17 protein-coding genes and 1 pseudogene are annotated in these 21,031 nt (G+C 39.5%); 10 read left to right on the top strand and 8 right to left on the bottom strand.

Annotated elements, in window-relative coordinates:
* Positions 1 to 21: 21 nt before the first annotated feature.
* On the bottom strand, positions 22 to 987 hold the full coding sequence (gene trxB / locus A6E03_RS12025; RefSeq protein ID WP_065600942.1) for a thioredoxin-disulfide reductase: 966 nt from the start codon (positions 985 to 987) through the stop codon (positions 22 to 24).
* A 154-nt stretch (positions 988 to 1,141) separates the two neighbouring features.
* Positions 1,142 to 2,260 carry an alanine dehydrogenase gene (gene ald, locus A6E03_RS12030; RefSeq protein ID WP_065591523.1) on the bottom strand — a complete coding sequence of 373 codons (1,119 nt, stop codon included), beginning with the start codon at positions 2,258 to 2,260 and terminating at the stop codon, positions 1,142 to 1,144.
* A gap of 156 nt (positions 2,261 to 2,416) precedes the next feature.
* Here ald and lrp point away from each other — a divergent pair, with 156 nt between their 5' ends.
* The 5 genes from lrp to serS all read left to right on the top strand — a co-directional run bounded on the left by lrp (position 2,417) and on the right by serS (position 9,876).
* Positions 2,417 to 2,908: a leucine-responsive transcriptional regulator Lrp gene (gene lrp / locus A6E03_RS12035; RefSeq protein WP_045101653.1), complete on the top strand. Its 492-nt coding sequence runs from the start codon at positions 2,417 to 2,419 to the stop codon at positions 2,906 to 2,908.
* 277 nt (positions 2,909 to 3,185) lie between these two features.
* Positions 3,186 to 6,428, top strand: a complete 3,243-nt coding sequence (locus A6E03_RS12040; RefSeq protein ID WP_176703483.1) for a DNA translocase FtsK 4TM domain-containing protein — start codon at positions 3,186 to 3,188, stop codon at positions 6,426 to 6,428.
* Between the two features lie 42 nt (positions 6,429 to 6,470).
* Positions 6,471 to 7,082 (top strand): outer membrane lipoprotein chaperone LolA, encoded by a 612-nt coding sequence (gene lolA, locus A6E03_RS12045; protein WP_065591525.1) that lies wholly within the window; start codon positions 6,471 to 6,473, stop codon positions 7,080 to 7,082.
* Between the two features lie 13 nt (positions 7,083 to 7,095).
* A complete protein-coding gene (locus tag A6E03_RS12050; RefSeq protein ID WP_304362657.1) occupies positions 7,096 to 8,448 on the top strand; it encodes a replication-associated recombination protein A in 1,353 nt (450 codons plus the stop codon).
* A gap of 120 nt (positions 8,449 to 8,568) precedes the next feature.
* Positions 8,569 to 9,876 carry a serine--tRNA ligase gene (gene serS, locus A6E03_RS12055; RefSeq protein WP_065591527.1) on the top strand — a complete coding sequence of 436 codons (1,308 nt, stop codon included), beginning with the start codon at positions 8,569 to 8,571 and terminating at the stop codon, positions 9,874 to 9,876.
* A gap of 97 nt (positions 9,877 to 9,973) precedes the next feature.
* On the opposite strand, the gene trxC is transcribed toward serS, so the two are convergent.
* Positions 9,974 to 10,408 (bottom strand): thioredoxin TrxC, encoded by a 435-nt coding sequence (gene trxC, locus A6E03_RS12060; RefSeq protein WP_045101658.1) that lies wholly within the window; start codon positions 10,406 to 10,408, stop codon positions 9,974 to 9,976.
* Between the two features lie 144 nt (positions 10,409 to 10,552).
* Positions 10,553 to 10,876 (bottom strand): HI1450 family dsDNA-mimic protein, encoded by a 324-nt coding sequence (locus A6E03_RS12065; protein ID WP_065591528.1) that lies wholly within the window; start codon positions 10,874 to 10,876, stop codon positions 10,553 to 10,555.
* A 183-nt stretch (positions 10,877 to 11,059) separates the two neighbouring features.
* Here A6E03_RS12065 and A6E03_RS12070 point away from each other — a divergent pair, with 183 nt between their 5' ends.
* On the top strand, positions 11,060 to 12,364 hold the full coding sequence (locus tag A6E03_RS12070; protein ID WP_065591529.1) for an inosine/guanosine kinase: 1,305 nt from the start codon (positions 11,060 to 11,062) through the stop codon (positions 12,362 to 12,364).
* Between the two features lie 90 nt (positions 12,365 to 12,454).
* Here A6E03_RS12070 and A6E03_RS12075 read toward each other — a convergent pair whose 3' ends face one another.
* Positions 12,455 to 13,330 carry a D-hexose-6-phosphate mutarotase gene (locus A6E03_RS12075; RefSeq protein WP_065591530.1) on the bottom strand — a complete coding sequence of 292 codons (876 nt, stop codon included), beginning with the start codon at positions 13,328 to 13,330 and terminating at the stop codon, positions 12,455 to 12,457.
* A 244-nt stretch (positions 13,331 to 13,574) separates the two neighbouring features.
* Positions 13,575 to 14,567 (bottom strand): type I glyceraldehyde-3-phosphate dehydrogenase, encoded by a 993-nt coding sequence (gene gap, locus A6E03_RS12080; protein WP_065591531.1) that lies wholly within the window; start codon positions 14,565 to 14,567, stop codon positions 13,575 to 13,577.
* Positions 14,568 to 14,901: 334 nt separating this feature from the next.
* On the opposite strand from gap, the gene msrB reads away from it, so the two are divergent.
* On the top strand, positions 14,902 to 15,309 hold the full coding sequence (gene msrB, locus A6E03_RS12085) for a peptide-methionine (R)-S-oxide reductase MsrB (protein WP_065591532.1): 408 nt from the start codon (positions 14,902 to 14,904) through the stop codon (positions 15,307 to 15,309).
* 78 nt (positions 15,310 to 15,387) lie between these two features.
* On the opposite strand, the gene A6E03_RS12090 is transcribed toward msrB, so the two are convergent.
* The gene (locus A6E03_RS12090) at positions 15,388 to 16,221 is read right to left on the bottom strand and encodes a DUF2989 domain-containing protein (RefSeq protein ID WP_065591533.1); all 834 of its coding nucleotides are present in this window, start codon (positions 16,219 to 16,221) and stop codon (positions 15,388 to 15,390) included.
* Between the two features lie 118 nt (positions 16,222 to 16,339).
* Here A6E03_RS12090 and A6E03_RS12095 point away from each other — a divergent pair, with 118 nt between their 5' ends.
* Positions 16,340 to 16,624, top strand: coding sequence for a YeaC family protein (locus A6E03_RS12095; protein WP_065591534.1), 285 nt, complete (start codon positions 16,340 to 16,342; stop codon positions 16,622 to 16,624).
* Between the two features lie 141 nt (positions 16,625 to 16,765).
* Entirely contained in the window at positions 16,766 to 16,915 is a 150-nt protein-coding gene (locus A6E03_RS20280) for a hypothetical protein (RefSeq protein WP_176703479.1), read from the top strand.
* A 24-nt stretch (positions 16,916 to 16,939) separates the two neighbouring features.
* Here A6E03_RS20280 and A6E03_RS12100 read toward each other — a convergent pair whose 3' ends face one another.
* Positions 16,940 to 17,785 carry an ion transporter gene (locus tag A6E03_RS12100; protein ID WP_065591535.1) on the bottom strand — a complete coding sequence of 282 codons (846 nt, stop codon included), beginning with the start codon at positions 17,783 to 17,785 and terminating at the stop codon, positions 16,940 to 16,942.
* A 583-nt stretch (positions 17,786 to 18,368) separates the two neighbouring features.
* On the opposite strand from A6E03_RS12100, the pseudogene adhE reads away from it, so the two are divergent.
* Positions 18,369 to 20,969, top strand: a pseudogene (adhE, locus tag A6E03_RS12105) (bifunctional acetaldehyde-CoA/alcohol dehydrogenase); the annotation flags it as partial.
* Positions 20,970 to 21,031 lie beyond the last annotated feature (62 nt).

Here is a 21,031-nt window from a genome sequence, read left to right on the forward strand (position 1 = left end):
TTAACGTTAACGACAGACAGTTTAACTTTCTTTTGCTTCTAACGCATCTAAAAAGCGTTCAGCATCTAATGCAGCCATACAACCCGTGCCCGCAGAGGTGATTGCTTGACGATAATTGTGGTCCATTACATCACCTGCGGCAAAAATACCCTCAATACTTGTTTGAGTAGCATTACCTTCCAGTCCCGATTTTACTTTGATATAACCATTTTCCATATCAAGTTGATCATTGAAGATTGCCGTATTTGGTTGGTGTCCAATAGCAATGAATGCGCCCATTACTTCTAAATCTTCAGTCGCATCAGATTTTGTGTCTTTTAATCGAACACCGGTAACACCCATTTCATCACCTAGTACTTCATCTAGCGTACGGTCGGTATGAAGGATGATATTGCCGTTTTCAACTTTATCCATTAAACGGTCAATTAGGATTTTTTCAGAACGGAAGGTGTCACGACGGTGAATCAAATGCACTTCAGCCGCGATGTTTGATAAATACAATGCTTCTTCAACAGCAGTATTACCACCACCAACAATCGCTACTTTTTGATTACGATAAAAGAAACCATCACAGGTAGCACAAGCAGAAACGCCACGGCCTTTAAATGCTTCTTCAGATTCTAAACCTAAGTATTTTGCAGAAGCGCCGGTAGAAATGATTAACGCATCACAAGTATATTCCGCAGAGTCGCCTTTTAAGCGGAAAGGACGCTGGCTGAAATCAGTTTCATTGATATGGTCAAAAATCATTTCAGTATTGAAGCGTTCAGCGTGTGCTTTCATTTCTTCCATTAAGCCAGGGCCTGTCATATCTGCAGCGCCGCCAGGCCAGTTTTCAACGTCAGTTGTCGTTGTTAATTGTCCACCTTGCTGCATACCAGTGATCATCACTGGATTTAAATTTGCTCGTGCAGCATACACGGCAGCAGTATATCCAGCAGGACCTGAACCAAGGATCAATAATTTAGAATGCTTAACGTTGCTCATAGGATCTCCGAGCTAAAATCAAAAAAACAGAAGTAGGGTGGGAACAAGAAGCGTTCGTCATCCTTAGTATGGGATGATTGTAGGGAATTTATTAACGTAAAGAAAGGGCACCGCAATGGGTGCCCTCAAATGATTTTGTTATAGGATATGTATTTTACGCGCTTAGTGCAGTTTCTGGAGCAACATATTCTAAATCAAAGCTTTCTGCGACTTCTTTGCACGTTACTTTTCCGTGAATCACATTTAAGCCACCAAGAAAACCGTTGTCTTCAAGAAGTGCAGCTTTATAGCCTTTATCGGCCAATTTAATAATGTACGGTAGTGTTGCATTATTAAGAGCAAAAGTAGATGTACGAGCAACCGCACCGGGCATATTAGCGACACAGTAGTGAACCACGTCATCGACGATGTAAGTAGGGTCAGCGTGTGTTGTTGCATGAGAGGTTTCAAAACAACCGCCTTGGTCGATGGCAACATCAACAACGGCAGCGCCTGGTTTCATGCGTTTAATGTGGTCAGCGGTAACGAGTTTAGGTGCAGCGGCACCCGGAATAAGAACGGCGCCAATAACAAGGTCTGCTTCTAATACATGTTTTTCTATCGCATCTACCGTTGAATAAACGACTTTTGCACGGCCTTGAAATTCTTCATCAAGAGATCGTAGAGTATCGAGGTTACGGTCTAAAATAGTGACGTCAGCTCGCATGCCAACAGCCATACGAGCAGCATTAGCACCAACAACACCACCACCAACAATAACGACTTTTGCCGGTTCAACACCGGGTACACCACCAAGAAGTAAGCCACGACCCCCGTTTGATTTTTCAAGAGTTTGAGCGCCTGCTTGTATAGACATACGGCCTGCAACTTCAGACATTGGTGCTAATAGTGGCAGACGACCCATATAATCTGTTACAGTCTCATATGCGATGCAGACAGCTTTACTCTTGATTAGGTCTTCTGTTTGTGGAAAATCTGGTGCAAGATGTAAATACGTGAATAAAATTTGCCCTTCACGGAGCATTGCACGCTCAACTGCTTGCGGCTCTTTAACTTTAACAATCATATCAGCTTGAGCAAAAACGTCTTTAGCTGTAGGAAGAATGGATGCGCCTACCGCGATATAATCATCGTCGGTAAAACCAATGCCTGAACCCGCTTTTGTTTCGACAAAAACGTTATGGCCATGAGATATTAATTCTCGAACGCTTGCTGGGATCATACCAACGCGGTATTCGTGATTCTTTATTTCTTTAGGTACTCCAATGATCATCCTGATTTCCTTCTATGTTATAGTTATTTTGACTGCTTGTAGGGTTTTTGTTTCGAATTTTTATCTAGTATAGATTGTAATTGGCAAAATTTGATGCTAAATATTAAAAAGTTGTAGTATATTTTTTTGCAAGGAAGTAATAAGGTGGAATAAAAAATGGTAGATAATAAGAAACCATCCAAGGAACTGGATCGTATCGATCGCAATATTTTGAATGAGCTCCAAAAAGACGGACGAATTTCGAATGTTGAATTATCTAAAAGAGTAGGCTTATCGCCAACTCCATGTTTAGAACGTGTTCGTCGTTTAGAACGTCAAGGGTACATCAATGGCTATACTGCCTTGTTGAATCCGCAATATCTTGATGCATCACTCCTCGTTTTTGTTGAGATCACTCTTAATCGTGGTGCACCAGATGTATTTGAGCAATTTAATACAGCGGTACAACTATTAGACGATATTCAAGAGTGTCACCTTGTTTCAGGTGATTTTGATTATCTTTTAAAGACACGGGTATCAGATATGAGTGCTTATCGCCGATTACTTGGTGATACACTACTACGTCTTCCTGGAGTTAATGACACTCGTACATATGTCGTAATGGAAGAAGTAAAACAGACCAATCATTTAGTGATTAAAACTCGCTAATTGGATAAAGGTTTAAATTAGAGAATTTTCATTCTTTAATTTACAAAACCTTGAAGAGCTTAAAGGCTATTAGGTATATTCTATCTATAATACGCATTTGAGCATTGACGAGCGGCGTTATGCCGCTCGACTTGTTTTTAATTTTCATAAATTTAGTGATCCTTACTTCTTTTCTCTTCGAATGCATTCATATTAAGAGGGATGACTAAATCTAAGCACTGTAATATTGGATAGTATTTTGTTTACAAAGATTAAAGAAAAAATTGCTGAACGAAAGATGCAGCTAACAACATTAAAAGTAGAATCGGTTGCAGAGCCAGAGAAGGCACGACTGAATGGTAATCAACGTTTACAAGAGGCATTGTTTATTGTTGGTTTACTTGCCACTATTTTCATTACTATGTCTATATTTAGCTTTGATCCTGCCGATCCATCATGGACACAAACCTCTTGGGCTGGAACCGTCCAAAACGCAGGAGGTTCTTTTGGTGCATGGATAGCCGATACTCTTTTCTTTGTTTTTGGTTCATTGGCTTATTTATTACCCGTGGTTCTTCTAGGTTGTACATGGATTGCTTTTCGTAAAAAAGACGAAGACCAAGATAAAGAACTTGATTTGATGATGATTGGGACACGTATTCTTGGTTTGTTAATCTTATTCCTAACAAGCTGCGCCTTGGCTGATATTAATTTCGATGATCTTTGGTACTTCTCATCTGGTGGGGTTGTTGGTGATGTACTCACTAGCATTACAACACCTGTTTTGAATTTACTGGGCTCAACACTTATCTTTATGTTTTTATGGGGCGCAGGATTTACGCTTTTTACTGGGGTATCTTGGCTGACAATTGTTGATAATTTGGGTGACTTTACTTTAGAAACAGTCAGAAAATTAGTTAATAAACTCAGAAAAACAGAAGATGAAACATACCAAGTAGAACATAAAAGTGTCTCTAGTGATCCGGCGACTTCTTTTGAAACGGTTGTAAGTGAGCATCAAGATATAGCGGTAGATATAGATGTCGACCCGTTTGCAACGCCAAAAATTTCTTCTCGTGAACTGTCAATGTTTGCTAATTCGCCAAATGCAGCGAAAGAACGTCACATTAATACGTTTGAAGTGAATGAGCATTATGATAATGATCCTTTGTTTTCAATGTCTAGTCTAGATACTGTTGAACCGCAAGTGACAGAGCCTCAATTAAATCAATTTGCACCTATACAAGAAGATCCGCTAGTAGAAATACGAGACCAATCTGAGGTGATTAACAAACCAACGGTTTCTGAATTACTTAAAGAAATAGATGAACCTGAAGAATTAGAAGATGGCCTTGATTTGGCGATGCGTAGCAATGCAACAATTTCAGAGTTAGATACAGAAGCATTGGACCAAGACCCGTTATTGAACCAAATTGATGCAGAACAAGCTTTTGTTCATACCTCCACTATTGCCACAGTCGCAGTAGGTGCTGAAGATATTGGTATTATTGATTTACCTGAATTTGAAGCGCCTTCAGAGACCACATTAGAGGCTCAGAATCTTGAATCACTAAGTGCGCAATATAATGAACAACAAAATGACCAGTATGAAGACCTAGGTTCTGATATTTTATCTGAAGATACCTTGCCTTCAATTGGTGATGAGGAAAAAGCGTATTTATCTCCAGAGCTTGAGTCATTAACTGAGAGCTCAGAACAAGAAATGGCAATTCAATCGACAGAAGAGCCTATATTACCAACGTTTAATGCCATTGAAGAAACCGTTGAACTTGCAGATGCCGAAGAGTTACACATGAGTGCGGTTGACGTTTCTTTTGAGGATGATGAAACAGCTCAAGATATAAAAGAGATACCTTTCAACCGTGAGGTTGTGATTGAAGAGGTTTTTGCAGAAGATGAACCAACGCATTCAGATGCAGATATAGCGGCATTCCAAGCGTTAGTCGCAAAAGAGAAAGCGACACAAGCGGCATTGCAAAATCCATTTTTAGTTAACTCTGAACCTAATTTACCAAAACCAACGTCACCAATGCCGACTCTGGAGCTATTGTATTCTCCAAACACTCGCGCTGAAATGGAATCTCGTGAATCACTAGAGCATACTGCTCGCTTAGTTGAAGCAAAATTAGCTGATTATAAGATCAAAGCTCGCGTGGTAGATATTTTCCCTGGTCCTGTAATCACTCGTTTTGAATTGGATTTAGCGCCGGGTGTTAAAGTTAGCCGTATCTCAGGCCTTGCAACCGATTTAGCGCGTTCTTTATCGGCAATGGCGGTACGTGTTGTTGAAGTTATTCCGGGTAAACCTTATGTAGGTTTAGAGCTTCCTAACTTTAATCGTCAAACTGTTTTCTTCTCTGACGTTGTTGGCAGTGAAATATTTCAAAATGCTAAATCGCCAACCACGGTAGTGATGGGGCTTGATATTGCTGGTGAAGCGGTTATTGCTGATTTAGCTAAAATGCCTCATGTATTAGTTGCTGGTACGACGGGTTCTGGTAAATCGGTTGGTGTAAACGTCATGATTTTGAGTGTGTTGTATAAAGCGACCCCAGAAGATGTACGTTTTATCATGATTGATCCAAAAATGTTGGAACTTTCTATCTATGAAGGAATCCCACATCTATTAACTGAAGTTGTAACTGACATGAAAGATGCGGGTAATGCATTGCGTTGGTGTGTTGGTGAAATGGAACGTCGTTATAAATTAATGTCAGCGTTAGGGGTTCGTAACCTGCAAGGCTTTAATGATAAGTTAAAAATGGCAGCAGCAGCAGGTCACCCAATCCATGATCCGTTATGGAAACCGGGTGACAGTATGGATGAGATGCCGCCGTTGCTAGAAAAATTACCCTCTATTATTGTTATCGTTGATGAATTTGCCGATCTAATGATGGTGGTGGGTAAAAAAGTAGAAGAGTTGATTGCTCGTTTGGCTCAAAAAGCCCGTGCGGCAGGTATTCACTTAATTCTTGCAACACAGCGTCCTTCTGTTGATGTTATTACTGGCTTGATAAAAGCAAACATCCCAACACGTGTTGCATTTACGGTATCAACGAAAGTCGATTCTAGAACCATTCTTGATCAAGGTGGTGCAGAGTCACTACTTGGTATGGGTGACATGCTTTACTTAGCTCCGGGTTCTAATCATACGGTTCGTGTTCATGGTGCGTTTGCATCTGATGATGATGTACATGCAGTTGTAAATGATTGGAAAGCACGAGGTCGTCCAAATTATATTGAGGCAATTACGAAAAGTGAACAAGGTGCTGAATCATTACTGCCGGGAGAAAAATCGGACAGCGAAGAAGAGCTTGATCAATTGTTTGACCAAGTGGTTGAGTTTGTAACGACGTCTCGAAGAGGCTCAGTATCTGGGGTTCAACGTCAATTTAGAATTGGTTATAACCGTGCCGCTCGTATTGTTGAGCAATTAGAAGCGCATGGAATCGTAAGTACTCCGGGCCATAATGGTAACCGTGAAGTGATAGCCCCACCTCCAGTAGGCAGTGGCGATTAATCGAATTGGCATTATTTCTATTTAGATAAGTGAAAATTATTGATGAAAAAGTTTTTAGTTTCTATGTGTTTGTTAAGTTCTGGCGTATTTAGCGCAGCAGCGTTGGCGTCTCCTCAAAGTGAATTGACTGAGCGTTTGAATCAAAATGCTGGCTTTGAAGCGGTATTTACTCAAAAAGTAGTGAGCCCTGAAGGGGATGTATTAATGCAAGGCGAAGGGGATGTGAAAATTCTACGTCCTAATTTGTTTCGTTGGCATACACAGACTCCCGATGAGAATTTGTTAGTCACTGATGGCGAAACACTATGGTATTACAATCCATTTGTTGAACAAGTTACCTTGATGGGACTTGAAAAAGCGACGACACAGACCCCATTTGTATTATTAACACGTAATAAGTCTTCTGATTGGGATGATTATTCTGTGACACAAAACGGTGATGCGTTTACGGTGTCTCCAAAGTCTGATTCAGCAGTAAAAAGCGACTTTATTGTGAATATACAGTCATCAGGCAGTGTCACTGGCTTCTCTGTTGTAGAGCAAGATGGACAACGTAGTGACTTTAGCTTTACGAAATTTGAAGCGAAAAAACCAGCACAAAGTAATTTTAGTTTTACTGTGCCAGCGGGTGTTGATATTGATGATCAACGCTAATGATAGATAAAGGATAAACGTGAGTAACTTCAGTTTAGATTTTTCAGCAGGGGACGATTTTCGTCCCCTTGCTGCTAGAATGCGCCCTCAAAATATTGAGCAATACATTGGTCAGCAACATCTATTAGGTGTTGGTAAACCGCTACGTCGTGCGCTAGAAGCTGGTCAAATCCACTCAATGATTTTATGGGGGCCTCCAGGTACCGGTAAAACAACATTAGCGGAAGTGGCTGCTAATTACACCAACGCAGAAGTGGAACGAGTATCGGCGGTCACTTCTGGCGTAAAAGACATCCGTGCTGCAATCGAAAAAGCGAAAGAGAATCAAACCACAGGCCGCAGAACTATCCTGTTTGTGGATGAGGTCCATCGCTTTAATAAAAGCCAACAAGATGCTTTTTTACCGCATATTGAAGATGGCACGATTACTTTTATTGGCGCAACGACGGAAAATCCTTCTTTTGAGCTCAATAACGCATTGCTATCGCGAGCGCGAGTATACAAATTAAAATCATTAGAAAAACAAGATATCGTTCAGATAATAGACCAAGCGCTTTTAGATAAAGATCGTGGCTTAAATGATGATAATTTTGTACTTCCTGATGATGTGAAGTCACAACTGGCAGGCTTAGTGTCAGGTGATGCTCGTATGTCACTCAATTACCTTGAGCTTTTGCATGATATGGCAGAAGAAAATCACGAAGGTAAAAAAGTGGTGGGTTTACCTTTATTAGCGGAAGTTGCGGGTGAAAAGCTAGCGCGTTTCGATAATAAAGGGGACATGTGGTATGACTTAATCTCTGCCGTTCATAAATCAATTCGTGGTTCAAATCCAGATGCAGCACTGTATTGGACTGCTCGTATAATCGCGGCTGGTGGCGATCCACTGTATGTCGTTCGTCGTTTACTAGCGATAGCCTCCGAAGATATTGGTAATGCTGACCCGCGAGCAATGGAAGTCGCTTTGAATGCATGGGATTGTTTTACTCGAATTGGTCCTGCCGAAGGCGAAAGGGCAATAGCTCAAGCGGTCGTCTATTTAGCCTGTGCCCCGAAAAGTAATGCAGTGTATACGGCATGGAAACAAGCACAAATGGATGCGATTAACTCGCCAGATTACGATGTGCCGAATCACCTGCGCAATGCACCAACGTCATTAATGAAAGATATGGGCTATGGCGCTGACTATCGTTACGCGCATGACGAACCTAACGCGTATGCATCAGGAGAGAATTATTTTCCGCCTGAAATGCAGGATCGTAAGTACTACTTTCCAACAAAACGTGGTCTAGAAACCAAAATTAGCGAAAAGCTAGAGTATTTAGCCAAATTAGATCAAAACAGTACCTTAAAACGCTACCAATAAAAGGGCATTTTCGGTATCTTATTCAAATCGCAGTTTAGAATTAAAAACTGCACAAAATTTTATTATTAAGTGAGTTCGTTTACTTTGAACGCACAATGACCATAAGGCATAGGATTACAAATGCTTGATTCAAAATTACTTCGTACAGAGCTGGATGAAACAGCAGAGAAACTGGCACGTCGTGGCTTTAAGCTAGACGTAGAGACACTTCGCAATCTTGAAGAACAACGTAAGTCCCTTCAGGTAAAAACTGAAGAGCTTCAAGCGCAGCGTAATTCCCGTTCGAAGTCCATTGGTCAAGCAAAAGCGAAGGGCGATCACGAGGAAGCCGATCGCATTATGGCTGACGTTGCAACACTTGGTTCTGATCTAGATGAAGCAAAAGCAGCTCTTACTGATCTTCAACAACAAATCGAAACTATCGCTTTGTCTGTACCAAACCTTCCAGATGATTCTGTACCTTACGGTAAAGATGAAGAAGAAAACGTTGAAGTATTGCGTTGGGGTAATCCTCTAGCGTATGACTTTGAAGTGAAAGATCACGTTGAGCTGGGTGAAATGGCTGATGGTCTTGATTTTGCAAGCGCAGTTAAAATCTCAGGCTCTCGCTTTATCGTAATGAAAGGTCAATTTGCTCGTCTTCACCGTGCTTTATCACAATTCATGCTTGATCTTCATACTGAAGAGCACGGTTACATGGAAATGTATGTACCGTACTTAGTAAACCACGATAGCTTATATGGCACAGGTCAATTACCAAAATTTGGTGAAGATCTATTCCACACAAGCCCATTAACAGAGCAAGTAAGTGATGTTCCTCTTAAGATGCTATCACTTATCCCAACAGCTGAAGTTCCAGTAACAAACATGGTGCGTGATACCATTACTGAAGAAGCTGATCTACCTCTGAAAATGACAGCTCACACACCATGTTTCCGTTCTGAAGCGGGTTCTTACGGTCGTGATACTCGTGGTCTTATTCGTATGCACCAATTCGACAAAGTTGAATTAGTTCAAATTACGAAACCAGAAGATTCAATGGCAGCACTTGAAGAACTAACAGGTCATGCTGAGAAAGTACTTCAACTACTAGAACTTCCATACCGTAAAGTGGTACTTTGTACTGGTGATATGGGCTTCGGTTCTCGTAAAACTTACGATTTAGAAGTGTGGGTTCCAGCACAAGAAACGTACCGTGAAATTTCTTCTTGTTCAAACATGTGGGATTTCCAAGCTCGTCGTATGCAAGCGCGTTTCCGTCGTCAAGGCGAGAAGAAACCAGAATTGGTTCACACACTGAACGGTTCAGGTCTTGCTGTAGGTCGTACAATGGTTGCTATCCTAGAGAACTTCCAACAAGCTGATGGTAAGATTGCTATCCCTGAAGTACTACGTAAGTACATGAACGGTGTAGAATTCATCGGTTAATCTGTTCTATAACATAGACTAGATAAACACTAAAAAGCCGCTTTATGCTAAGTCATAAAGCGGCTTTTGTTTGTCTGCTGTTTAAGTTTTATATTGGCTATTTAAGCAGTGCTTGATTTAGCCACTGATCAAATTGACCTTTTGGTAATGCACCATTAATCATATCTACACGTTGGCCGTTCTTAAAGACCATAATCGTAGGGATAGAGCGGATCTGATATTGTGCAGCAATTTGTTGTTGAGCTTCCGTATTTACTTTTACACAACGAACTTGGCCATTGCGTTCAGCTGCAACGTCTTCAAATACCGGAGAGAATCCAACACATGGATTACACCACGGGGCCCAAAAATCAATAACAACAGGTTTATCACTGTTCATTAAAGCGGCGAGATTATCAGACGTACCCTCTAATGGTTTTCCATCTAATAGTTGTTCTTTACAACGACCACATGTAGCTGTGTCATTAATACGTTCAATAGGAAGGCGATTGAGTCCATTACACGATGGGCATCGAGATTGAAATTGAGACATGGTATTCCTTTATTATTTTCTGCTATCAGCAGTTTGTGAGCATAAAGAAATAATGGGGGTGCTAAGTGAGATATTCAATTAGAAAGAGTAATAAAAAAGGAGCAAATAAATGCTCCTTAGTATGAAATGCTAAGCTTGGTGAGATTAATCACGCTTCCATAACATGTGGCAGAACTTGTGTTCAGGATCACGACTTACTAGCATACGAGCAAATACATCATCCAATACGTCAGACTCTTCATTGACTAAGCCAATTAGAACTTCTGCGTATACTTCGCCATCAACATCAAAGCCAACGTGCTCAGCCCAATCATCACGAGTATCTACAACTTCAGCGGCACCGCGGTCATCAAATTGAAGAGTGAATAGTGCAACATCTGCAGGTTCAAGATTGTCTTGAGCCATTTCAAGGAAAATATCGTAAGCGACTTCAATTACATCATCGTAGCTAATTAGTTCAGTTGTCATGGTGGTTACCTTTAAAAAATACGCTCATAAATTATCACGAATGTCCTCTATAAGGCTAGAGCTATCAACAAATAGAAAGAGCAAACGTTTGCCTTTCGTTGAGGCTAATATCAGTAGTTGCGGCAGAGTTATTCAGCGGCTAAACTTCGCACTTCTTCCATTAGCCAGTTGAATGATTATTTTATGAAATTTCCAGGTCAGCGTAAATCCAAGCATTATTTCCCAGTTCACGCTCGTGATCCATTAGTTAGCCAAGCTCAAGAAACCAAAAAAATGTCGCGTACGCACATTATCGGTATTGATCAAACGTTAGTGGATATTGAAGCTCGAATTGACGATGCTTTTATTGAAAAGTATGGCTTGAGTAAAGGACACTCACTGGTTATCGATAATGATAAAGCGGAAATGCTTTATAACGAGCTTAAAGATAACAACATGATCACCAATGAATTTGCTGGTGGTACAATTGGTAACACACTTCACAACTATTCAGTATTAGCGGATGATAAATCGACACTGTTAGGTGTGATGAGTGAAGACATTCATATTGGTAGCTATTCATACCGTTACCTATGTAATACGTCTAGCCGAATGGATCTGAACTATCTTCAACCCGTTCCTGGTGCAATTGGTCGTTGCTTTGCGCTTATTAGCCAAGACGGTGAGCGTACGTTTGCGATCAGCGAAGGTGACATGAACCAACTTCGTGCAGAAAGCATTCCAGAGAAAATCTTTAAAAATGCGTCTGCATTAGTACTGACTGCTTATTTAGTTCGTTGTAAAGATGGCGACCCAATGCCAGCTGCTACGATGCAAGCTATTGAGTACGCGAAAAAGCATGACGTACCAGTAGTATTGACTATGGGCACTAAGTTTGTTGTTCAAGATGACCCACAATACTGGCGTGACTTTCTAAAAAATCATGTATCAGTGGTTGCTATGAATGAAGAGGAAGGAGAGGCGCTTACTGGCGCTTCAGATCCTCTAGAAGCAGCAGATAAGGCTCTTGAATGGGTTGATCTTGTATTGTGCACAGCAGGCCCTGTAGGGCTGTATATGGCGGGTTATACTGAAGACGAAGCAAAGCGTGAAACTTCTTTGCCATTGCTTCCTGGTACGATTGCGGAATTCAACCAATATGAATTTAGTCGTCCTGCGATTAAAGAAAGCTGTGAAAATCCAATGAAGGTGTATTCTCATATTTCACCATACATGGGTGGCCCAGAAAAAATCAAGAATACCAATGGGGCAGGTGATGGGGCATTGTCGGCTTTATTACACGATATGGCAGCAAACCATTATCACCGTAATAATGTACCTAACTCAAGTAAGCATCAGCACTCATACCTAACATACTCTTCGTTCTCTCAGGTATGTAAGTACTCAAACCGCGTAAGTTTTGAAGTATTAGCTCAGCATTCACCACGTTTATCTCGTGGTTTACCAGAGCGTGAAGATTCGTTAGAAGAGTCGTACTGGGAAAGATAATTTCAGCATCGACTTATTATTAAAATAGATGATATAAAAAACGGAAGCCAAGTGCTTCCGTTTTTGTTTCTGGCGTCTAAGTATATTATCTTAAGCTTTAATTTTAGTTGTTAATATAAACGACTCATTAGGCGGGATAACTTTAGCGGTTTCAAGACTTGTTGCATGATAGGTTGATTCCACACACACCATAGTTTGATAACCATCATTGTTCATGTCACCCATAGATTCAGCGCCTTCAATCCATGGATTCCAGATAACCGCTGCATTGTGCCCTGAATTAGTAACAGACAATGTACGTTGTGTATCAGAGACTAGGACTGTGTTTTCTGGCTGAGTGTAAACACGGTCAACAGCCGCATCAATCGATAATATATCACCGCCCGAACATACTTTTCCTTCCAGTAAGCCATCAATATAGCTTGATCCCATACCGGTAATTGTTGTCGTGTTAATATCAGCAACATTTAAATAAGTATGAAGTGCACCAGAACAATTCCATGCTTTATCATCTGTATTTTTTGCATCTAGAGTAATAAGTAATTCATCGCTAATTTCGATAGTTAAGCGTGCTTCAAACTCAAAAGGCCAAATAGCTTTAGTTTCTTCTGATGCTTTTAAACCAAGAACCACAATAACACCGTGTTCATTCTCACGATGTTCGATTAATGCCCAAGCACTATTACGAGCAAAACCATGAGCTGGATTTTCAATACGGCCAAACCAAGGCCAACATACTGGAACGCCGCCACGGATCGCTTTATCAGGATTAAAAATAGCGTCTTTACTCATCCAAATCAGGTCATCTTGACCTTTTGGTGTGAAAGATAATACGTGCCCACCGTGTAATGAAATAGCGGCTTCTGCTTTATTGTGAATGATGCGTACGATCTTTACATCATCAAGTTGGGCAATCGTAACGCTATCAGATAATACACTGATGGTTGGAAGGTGAGTAAGGTTCATAGGTAACTCCTAAAATAATAAATACATATTCTTTTTTAGATAGTTTATACAAGCTAATTGTAAACATTAGTGATAGTCGATTATCGAAAAGGAATAGATACTTAGTTCAAGGTAATAATGCACAGGTAATTATGGCATTGGTACAAATTACAGATACAAAAAAGGCGACAATTAAGTCGCCTTTCATTCTTAAAAGATGTTGAAACCTTTTAAGTTAGCTTTCAAAGAAAGTCTAAACTAATGCTTACTTAGAAACGTGAGCGATTAGGTCAAGAACTTTGTTTGAGTAACCGATTTCGTTGTCGTACCAAGATACAAGCTTAACGAATTTGTCAGTTAGAGCAACACCAGCAGCAGCATCAAATACTGAAGTTTGTGTTTCGCCGATGAAGTCTTGAGAAACAACAGCTTCTTCTGTGTAACCTAGAACGCCAGCGTATTCGTTTTCAGAAGCACGCTTCATTTCAGCACAGATTTCTGCGTAAGTTGCAGCAGTTTTTAGGTTAACTGTAAGGTCAACAACAGAAACGTTTGCAGTTGGTACGCGGAAAGCCATACCAGTTAGAAGACCGTCAAGCTCAGGAATTACTTTACCTACTGCTTTAGCTGCACCAGTTGAAGATGGGATGATGTTTTGAGAAGCACCACGACCACCACGCCAGTCTTTCGCAGAAGGACCATCTACAGTTTTTTGAGTTGCTGTAGTTGCGTGAACTGTAGTCATAAGACCAGACTCAATGCCCCACTTGTCGTTAAGAACTTTAGCCATTGGTGCAAGACAGTTAGTAGTACAAGAAGCGTTAGAAACGATATCTTGACCAGCGTATTCTGCAGCGTTAACACCCATAACGAACATTGGAACGTCACCAGAAGGGCCAGTAAGAACTACTTTCTTAGCGCCAGCTGTGATGTGTTTACGAGCAGTTTCGTCAGTAAGGAAAAGACCAGTAGCTTCAGCAACAACGTCAACGTTGATTGCATCCCACTTAAGATCTTCTGGATTACGTTCAGCAGTTACACGTACTGTGTTACCGTTTACTACTAGGTTACCGTCAACTACTTCAACAGTACCGTTGAAACGACCGTGAGTTGAGTCGTACTTAAGCATGTAAGCCATGTATTCAACGTCGATAAGATCGTTAATACCAACAACTTCGATGTCGTTGCGCTCTACAGATGCACGGAAAACAAAACGTCCAATACGGCCAAAACCGTTAATACCTACTTTGATAGTCATTATATGTTGCTCCACAACTTAATTTGATTTTCAGGTTTAAATTAACTGGTAGTAAAATTACAAAATCCTGAGCCAACCTGCAAGCAAAAATGCCATTTATCTTGTTTAAAATCAAAAAAAACACCATATTCTGTTAACATAAAGAAAAAATCTTACGTAATTAATAGAAAAGTCGGTTATTTAATGACCTTAATGACATGTTATGAAAAAAAGCTACATAACTATTAATGTTATTTTGCACGGCTGCTGTAAAATTACTTCAGCAAATTATGTGCTACAAAGGTGATCGTTAGCAAGGTTTAATTTAAATAAGTATTAAGGGGTAGATGGACAGATGGATAAATCAAAATCGTTTTCTGATCTGACAGAAGCAGATTGGCGAGATAAATTGACTCAAGAAGAGTTTGATATTTGCAGAAAACAAGGCACAGAAGCCCCTTTTTCTGGCAAGCTATTGCATAATAAATCGACAGGTACTTATGCATGTACCTGCTGTCAGGCTGTTTTATTTGAATCTGATAATAAATATGATTCAGGGTGTGGTTGGCCAAGTTTTGATGCACCAGCGAATGATCAGGCTATTTTATATATAGAAGATAATAGTCATGGTATGCAAAGAACAGAGATCCGTTGTCGTCAGTGCGGTAGTCATTTAGGTCATGTATTTAATGATGGTCCTAAAACGACAGGCGAACGTTTTTGTGTGAATTCAATTTCATTACGCTTCAGTGATGAACAATAATGAACATTTAAAATAGTATAAAGGAGTAATTGTGCTCCTTTATACTGTATGTAAATGAATGCCTTTAAATTGAATTGTTTATTTCAAATTTGGTAGTAATGAGGATTTGAATGTTTGTTTTTCAATATTCTCTGTTATTACCTCACTGATTAGTTTTAGTTGTGTTTTTTCGGTATCAGAAAATTGATATAACAAATCCAGTTGTTTTTTAGAGGCAACTTGTAACTTGAAATCTTTACCAACTAAAGCCCACACATAAGCAAGTTTCTTATTCTCTTGTCTATGGTTAATACTAGCCAATGATTTTATTATCATGGTATGTAATCCATCTTTGAAATTTTGGTCAGTTAATAATTCTAATGAGTGATTCAAAATTAAAATGGTTTTATTACCATCACGCTGCGCATAAAAGGTCGCAAGCGCATATTGCATTTCGGTTGATTCGAGATCTTTACTGCCTTCTAATTGCAAAAACTCACGTAAGGCATTTTTATCACCAGTAGTCCAAAGGTAGAAAAGCACTTTAGGTTCTTTAGAATGTTGTAGATCTAACGATAGGGCATCAATAGCATCGTAAGAGTGAAGTAATGCTTCGCTGCGTTTAGATTTAATTTCTTTTGCTGTGATAGGTTCAATTTGTGCCGCAGACGTTAAGCAAATTTGATACACATGAGTTGCTTTAATTGTATTAAGTTTATTTAAATCACTGTCATTTTTTAATTGATCAAAACGGCTGAAAATAAGAGCATCACGCTGGTGTCGGCATTGACCATCTCGCATATTTAATTGATTACATTCTAATCCTGTATGTGCTTCACACAATTTTTCTGTTGTTGGTGTTGAATCAAAACATGCTGATAGTAAAAGAGTGGAAATAATAAGCAGAGAAAGTCTTTGAATAATTAAAAACATGATGATCCTATAGATTGAAAAAAGTAAACGTGATCCATTACTCCTATTTATCGGCACTTTGTTGACTAACATTAATGAAAAGATATCGTTTGAGAGTAGCCAACACTGAGAGAGAATAATGGACATTAATAAATTATTAGAATCAATGACACCTGAAGTCTTCGAAAACTTGCAATATGCCGTCGAGACAGGGAAATGGCATAACGGCACTCCATTGTCTACTGAGCAGAGAAGTACTTGCATGCAAGCAATGATGTTATACCAATCAAAGCATAATAAAGAAGCTCAGCATATGACAGTAGCAGAAGGTGGAGAGATTAGTTTTAAATCAAAAACTGAATTAAAAAAGCAATTTACTAAAGGGCAAGAAGATATTGTTCGTGTAAATGTATCATCTGACTGATTTAATCTTTTTTAGTTTAATATCTCAATAATAAGATTTTTAATGCCACATTGATCCCAAAAAGAATCTATAAAATTGTCGATAAGGCTTTACTCGCGTAAATTATCGACAATTTGATAAATTAAGAAAACGATAATGAAAATGAAGAAGACTAAAGGACAAGTCCTTACTAAATTTGCAGCCGTTGCTGCGGTATTTGTATTACTTGCTGTCATTGCAGCACCAAAGTTTCTTGGAAACGGTACTGAAAACACGACAGCACAAGGTTCGTTAACGCTCTATTCAGAATAAGTATTCTCTCTTATTCCTAATAAATTAATGCGGACTTGTGTTTACAATTCTTTTATCTGGTTCTGGAAGTTCGCCACCACAATACTTGCAATGTATTGCATCTGATTCATGCCCGCCTTTTGCACAATTTGGACAAAGTACTAAATCTCTGTGCGCGCTCATTTCTTGACTTAATTCCGCGGTAATAATCCCTGTTGGAACCGCTAAAATTGAATAACCAAGTAGCATAGTCAAAGAAGCAACTGCTTTTCCTAATGCAGTATGAGGTACCAAATCCCCATATCCAACCGTTGTGATTGTCACAATTGCCCAATAAATACTTTGTGGGATACTAGTAAACCCATTATCTGGCCCTTCTATTACAAACATCATAGAACCAAATACGCAAACAAGAATAGCAACGGTGCTAAAAAAGATAAGAATTTTTCTTTTTGCCATTAATAAGGATCGTAAAAGTATGTTTGAATCTTGTAGGTAGCGAACGAGTTTCAATACTCTAAAAATTCTCATTACACGAAGTAATCGAATGATAGCGATGTAGCTGGCACTAGGGAAAAACAAAGCGAGGTAAGTCGGTAGTATTGCTAATAAATCAATAACACCATAAAAACTTTTTGCATACGAGCTTGGTCTTGGTGAGCAATAAAGTCGCAACAAATACTCAAGAGTAAAAATTGCAGTAAAAATATATTCTAAGCGCCACAATAAATCCCCATATTCGGCTTTGACAGAACTCATGGAGTCTAAAATTAATGTCGCTTGTGAGGTAAGGATTAATGCGATTAATGCGATATCAAATCTCTTACCACCTTTGGTATGTGTTCCAAAAATAGTGGTATACAAGTAATGTTTTAAACGTTTTGTTTTCATGGCTATCGTTACACTGTCAACTTATTGGTCTTAAATAAGAATAATGAAAAAAAGGATGACTCTCCACTATATATTTACAATTTGGCTCATCTCTTTTTTATGAAACACGAAAAGAATAATAATAAAGTGATCTAGAGCAGGTTATTTTAATGATAAAAGATGTAAATATGATTCGAGTTATACTACTCTTTAGTGGCACGATTATTTCGCCACAATTTGTCATTTTTAGCCTCGCTTGTGTAACTTTATTACAACTTTTATTTAGTGTGGTTATGGTTATATTATTGCTAGTGATTTTGAACTAGATCATAACTTGATATAACTATGTGATTTAAATCACATTTATATTGAGGTGTTTATGCAGTGTAAGACGAAAGTGGTAAATAAATTATCATAACTGATCTGAATCAATACTTTTCAAATTGTGAAAGAATATAATCAGTTTTGAAAGCAATTTACTAAGAAAGTAAAGCAAGGTAACCAAGGAAATGGTTAAGCTTAACTGCCAATAAGGATATAAAGCAGAGTCCTTACTAAATAGTTTTTAATGAATTTTATAATTTTTATTTTTAGGAGAAACAATATGCCTGTAACGAATTTAGCTGAACTTGATGCTCTAGTAGCACGTGTTAAAGCGGCGCAAAAAGAATTTGCAAGCTTTTCACAAGAACAAGTTGATACAATATTTCGTGCTGCGTCTCTAGCTGCTTCAACTGCTCGTATCGAACTTGCAAAAATGGCTGCAGAAGAGTCTGGTATGGGTATCATGGAAGACAAAGTAATCAAAAACCACTTTGCTTCTGAGTTCATTTACAATAAATACAAAGACGAACTAACGTGTGGCATCATCGATCGTAACGATGAAGGCGGCACGATCACAATCGCTGAACCTCTAGGTATTGTTTGTGCAATCGTTCCAACAACAAACCCTACTTCAACAGCAATCTTTAAAGCACTAATCTGTCTTAAAACACGTAATGGTTGTATCTTCTCGCCGCACCCACGTGCTAAAAATGCAACTAACTACGCCGCTAAAGTCGTATTAGAAGCTGCAATTAAAGCTGGCGCACCAAAAGACATCATTGGTTGGATTGACCAACCATCTGTTGAACTATCAAATGCACTAATGAAACATGAACACATCAACATGATCCTTGCTACTGGTGGTCCAGGCATGGTGAAAGCGGCTTATTCATCAGGTAAACCAGCAATCGGTGTTGGTGCGGGTAATACGCCTGTAGTTATCGACGAAACTGCTGATATCAAACGTGCTGTTTCTTCTATCTTAATGTCTAAAACATTCGATAACGGTGTTATCTGTGCTTCTGAGCAAGCTGCAATTGTTGTTGAGTCAATCTACGACGAAGTTAAAGCACGTTTCGCTAAATATGGCGCTGTTGTTTTAAGCAAAGAAGACGCAAATAAAGTACGTAAAGTACTGCTTATTGATGGCGCACTTAACGCTAACATCGTTGGCCAACCAGCATACAAAATCGCTGAGCTAGCAAATGTTAAAGTACCTACTTCTACTAAGATTCTTATCGGTGAAGGCTTAGAAGCTTCATGGGATGACGAATTTGCTCATGAAAAACTATCTCCTACATTAGGTCTATTCAAAGCGAAAGACTTTGAAGATGCAGTGCGTCAAGCTGGTATCGTATTAGACATAGGCGGTGTTGGTCATACGTCAGTACTTTACACAGACCAAGATAACAACGAAGAGCGTATTGCGTACTTCGGTGACAAAATGAAAACCGCTCGTATTCTTGTAAACACGCCAGCATCTCAAGGTGGTATTGGCGACCTTTACAACTTCGAATTGGCTCCTTCATTAACATTAGGTTGTGGTTCTTGGGGTGGTAACGCTATCTCTGAAAACGTAGGTCCTAAGCACCTTATCAACAAGAAAATTGTAGCTAAGCGAGCAGAAAATATGTTGTGGCATAAACTACCAAAATCTATCTACTTCCGTCGCGGCTGTTTGCCAATCGCAATGAGCGATCTTGAAGGTAAAAAACGTGCACTAATCGTGACTGACCGTTTCTTATTCAACAACGGTTACATCGACGACCTACGTTCAATCTTGAAAGAGAAAGGCATGGAAGTTGAAGTGTTCCATGAAGTAGAAGCGGATCCAACATTAGCAGTAGTTAAAGCGGGTGCAGAAGCATGTGCAAGCTACCAACCTGATGTTATCTTAGCGGTTGGTGGTGGTTCACCAATGGATGCTGCGAAAATTATGTGGGTGATGTACGAACATCCAGAAACTGATTTCGAAGATCTATCTATGCGCTTTATGGATATCCGTAAACGTATTTACAAGTTCCCTAAAATGGGTTCAAAAGCTGAGCTAGTATGTATTACAACTACTTCAGGTACTGGTTCTGAAGTTACACCATTCGCTGTTGTAACCGATGAAAAAACAGGTCAAAAATACCCATTAGCAGATTACGAGCTAACGCCAAACATGGCTGTTGTTGATGCTAACTTAGTAATGGATATGCCTAAGTCTTTATGTGCATTCGGTGGTTACGATGCAGTAACGCACGCATTAGAAGCTTATGTTTCTGTACTTGCAAACGAATACTCAGACGGCCACGCTCTGCAATCACTTAAGATGCTTAAAGAGTACTTACCAAGCTCTTACGCTAACGGTAAGAAAGATCCAATTGCTCGTGAGAAAGTTCACAATGCAGCAACTATCGCTGGTATGTCTTTTGCGCAGTCTTTCCTTGGTGTGTGTCACTCAATGGCGCATAAATTAGGCGCAGAATTCCACATTCCACACGGTCTTGCGAATGCGTTATTAATCTCGAATACTGTTCGTTTTAATGCGACTAACAACCCAACTAAACAAGCTGCGTTCTCTCAGTACGACCGTCCTAAAGCACGTGCTCGTTACGCTGAGATTGCAGAGCATTTAGGTTACCGTGACGGTAATACTGAAACTAAAGTTAATGCATTACTTAACTGGTTAGAAGAGCTTAAAGTTTCATTGGATATTCCACTGTCAATTCAAGCCGCTGGTGTTGATGAAGCAGCATTCATGGCTAAAGTAGACAAATTAGCTGAAGATGCATTTGATGACCAATGTACTGGTGCTAACCCACGTTACCCATTGATCAAAGAGCTTAAAGAAGTATTAATCGCTTCTTACTACGGTAAAGCATTTGTTGAAGGCGAATCTGTAGTAGCTGAAAAAACAAAAACGAAAAAAGCAAAGAAGTAATTCGATGCTAATTCGTT

Source organism: Aliivibrio sp. 1S128, assembly GCF_001691065.1.
Lineage (GTDB): Bacteria > Pseudomonadota > Gammaproteobacteria > Enterobacterales > Vibrionaceae > Aliivibrio.

Excerpts from the sequence above, each read along its gene's own strand:
- A6E03_RS12040 (WP_176703483.1), top strand. The coding sequence starts at position 3,186 with ATGCAGCTAACAACATTAAAAGTAGAATCGGTTGCAGAGCCAGAGAAG.
- ald (WP_065591523.1), bottom strand. The coding sequence starts at position 2,260 with ATGATCATTGGAGTACCTAAAGAAATAAAGAATCACGAATACCGCGTT.
- A6E03_RS12065 (WP_065591528.1), bottom strand. The coding sequence starts at position 10,876 with ATGACAACTGAACTAATTAGCTACGATGATGTAATTGAAGTCGCTTAC.
- gap (WP_065591531.1), bottom strand. The coding sequence starts at position 14,567 with ATGACTATCAAAGTAGGTATTAACGGTTTTGGCCGTATTGGACGTTTT.
- trxB (WP_065600942.1), bottom strand. The coding sequence starts at position 987 with ATGAGCAACGTTAAGCATTCTAAATTATTGATCCTTGGTTCAGGTCCT.
- msrB (WP_065591532.1), top strand. The coding sequence starts at position 14,902 with ATGGATAAATCAAAATCGTTTTCTGATCTGACAGAAGCAGATTGGCGA.
- A6E03_RS12075 (WP_065591530.1), bottom strand. The coding sequence starts at position 13,330 with ATGAACCTTACTCACCTTCCAACCATCAGTGTATTATCTGATAGCGTT.
- A6E03_RS20280 (WP_176703479.1), top strand. The coding sequence starts at position 16,766 with ATGAAGAAGACTAAAGGACAAGTCCTTACTAAATTTGCAGCCGTTGCT.
- A6E03_RS12100 (WP_065591535.1), bottom strand. The coding sequence starts at position 17,785 with ATGAAAACAAAACGTTTAAAACATTACTTGTATACCACTATTTTTGGA.
- A6E03_RS12070 (WP_065591529.1), top strand. The coding sequence starts at position 11,060 with ATGAAATTTCCAGGTCAGCGTAAATCCAAGCATTATTTCCCAGTTCAC.
- trxC (WP_045101658.1), bottom strand. The coding sequence starts at position 10,408 with ATGTCTCAATTTCAATCTCGATGCCCATCGTGTAATGGACTCAATCGC.
- A6E03_RS12090 (WP_065591533.1), bottom strand. The coding sequence starts at position 16,221 with ATGTTTTTAATTATTCAAAGACTTTCTCTGCTTATTATTTCCACTCTT.
- A6E03_RS12095 (WP_065591534.1), top strand. The coding sequence starts at position 16,340 with ATGGACATTAATAAATTATTAGAATCAATGACACCTGAAGTCTTCGAA.
- serS (WP_065591527.1), top strand. The coding sequence starts at position 8,569 with ATGCTTGATTCAAAATTACTTCGTACAGAGCTGGATGAAACAGCAGAG.
- lolA (WP_065591525.1), top strand. The coding sequence starts at position 6,471 with ATGAAAAAGTTTTTAGTTTCTATGTGTTTGTTAAGTTCTGGCGTATTT.
- lrp (WP_045101653.1), top strand. The coding sequence starts at position 2,417 with ATGGTAGATAATAAGAAACCATCCAAGGAACTGGATCGTATCGATCGC.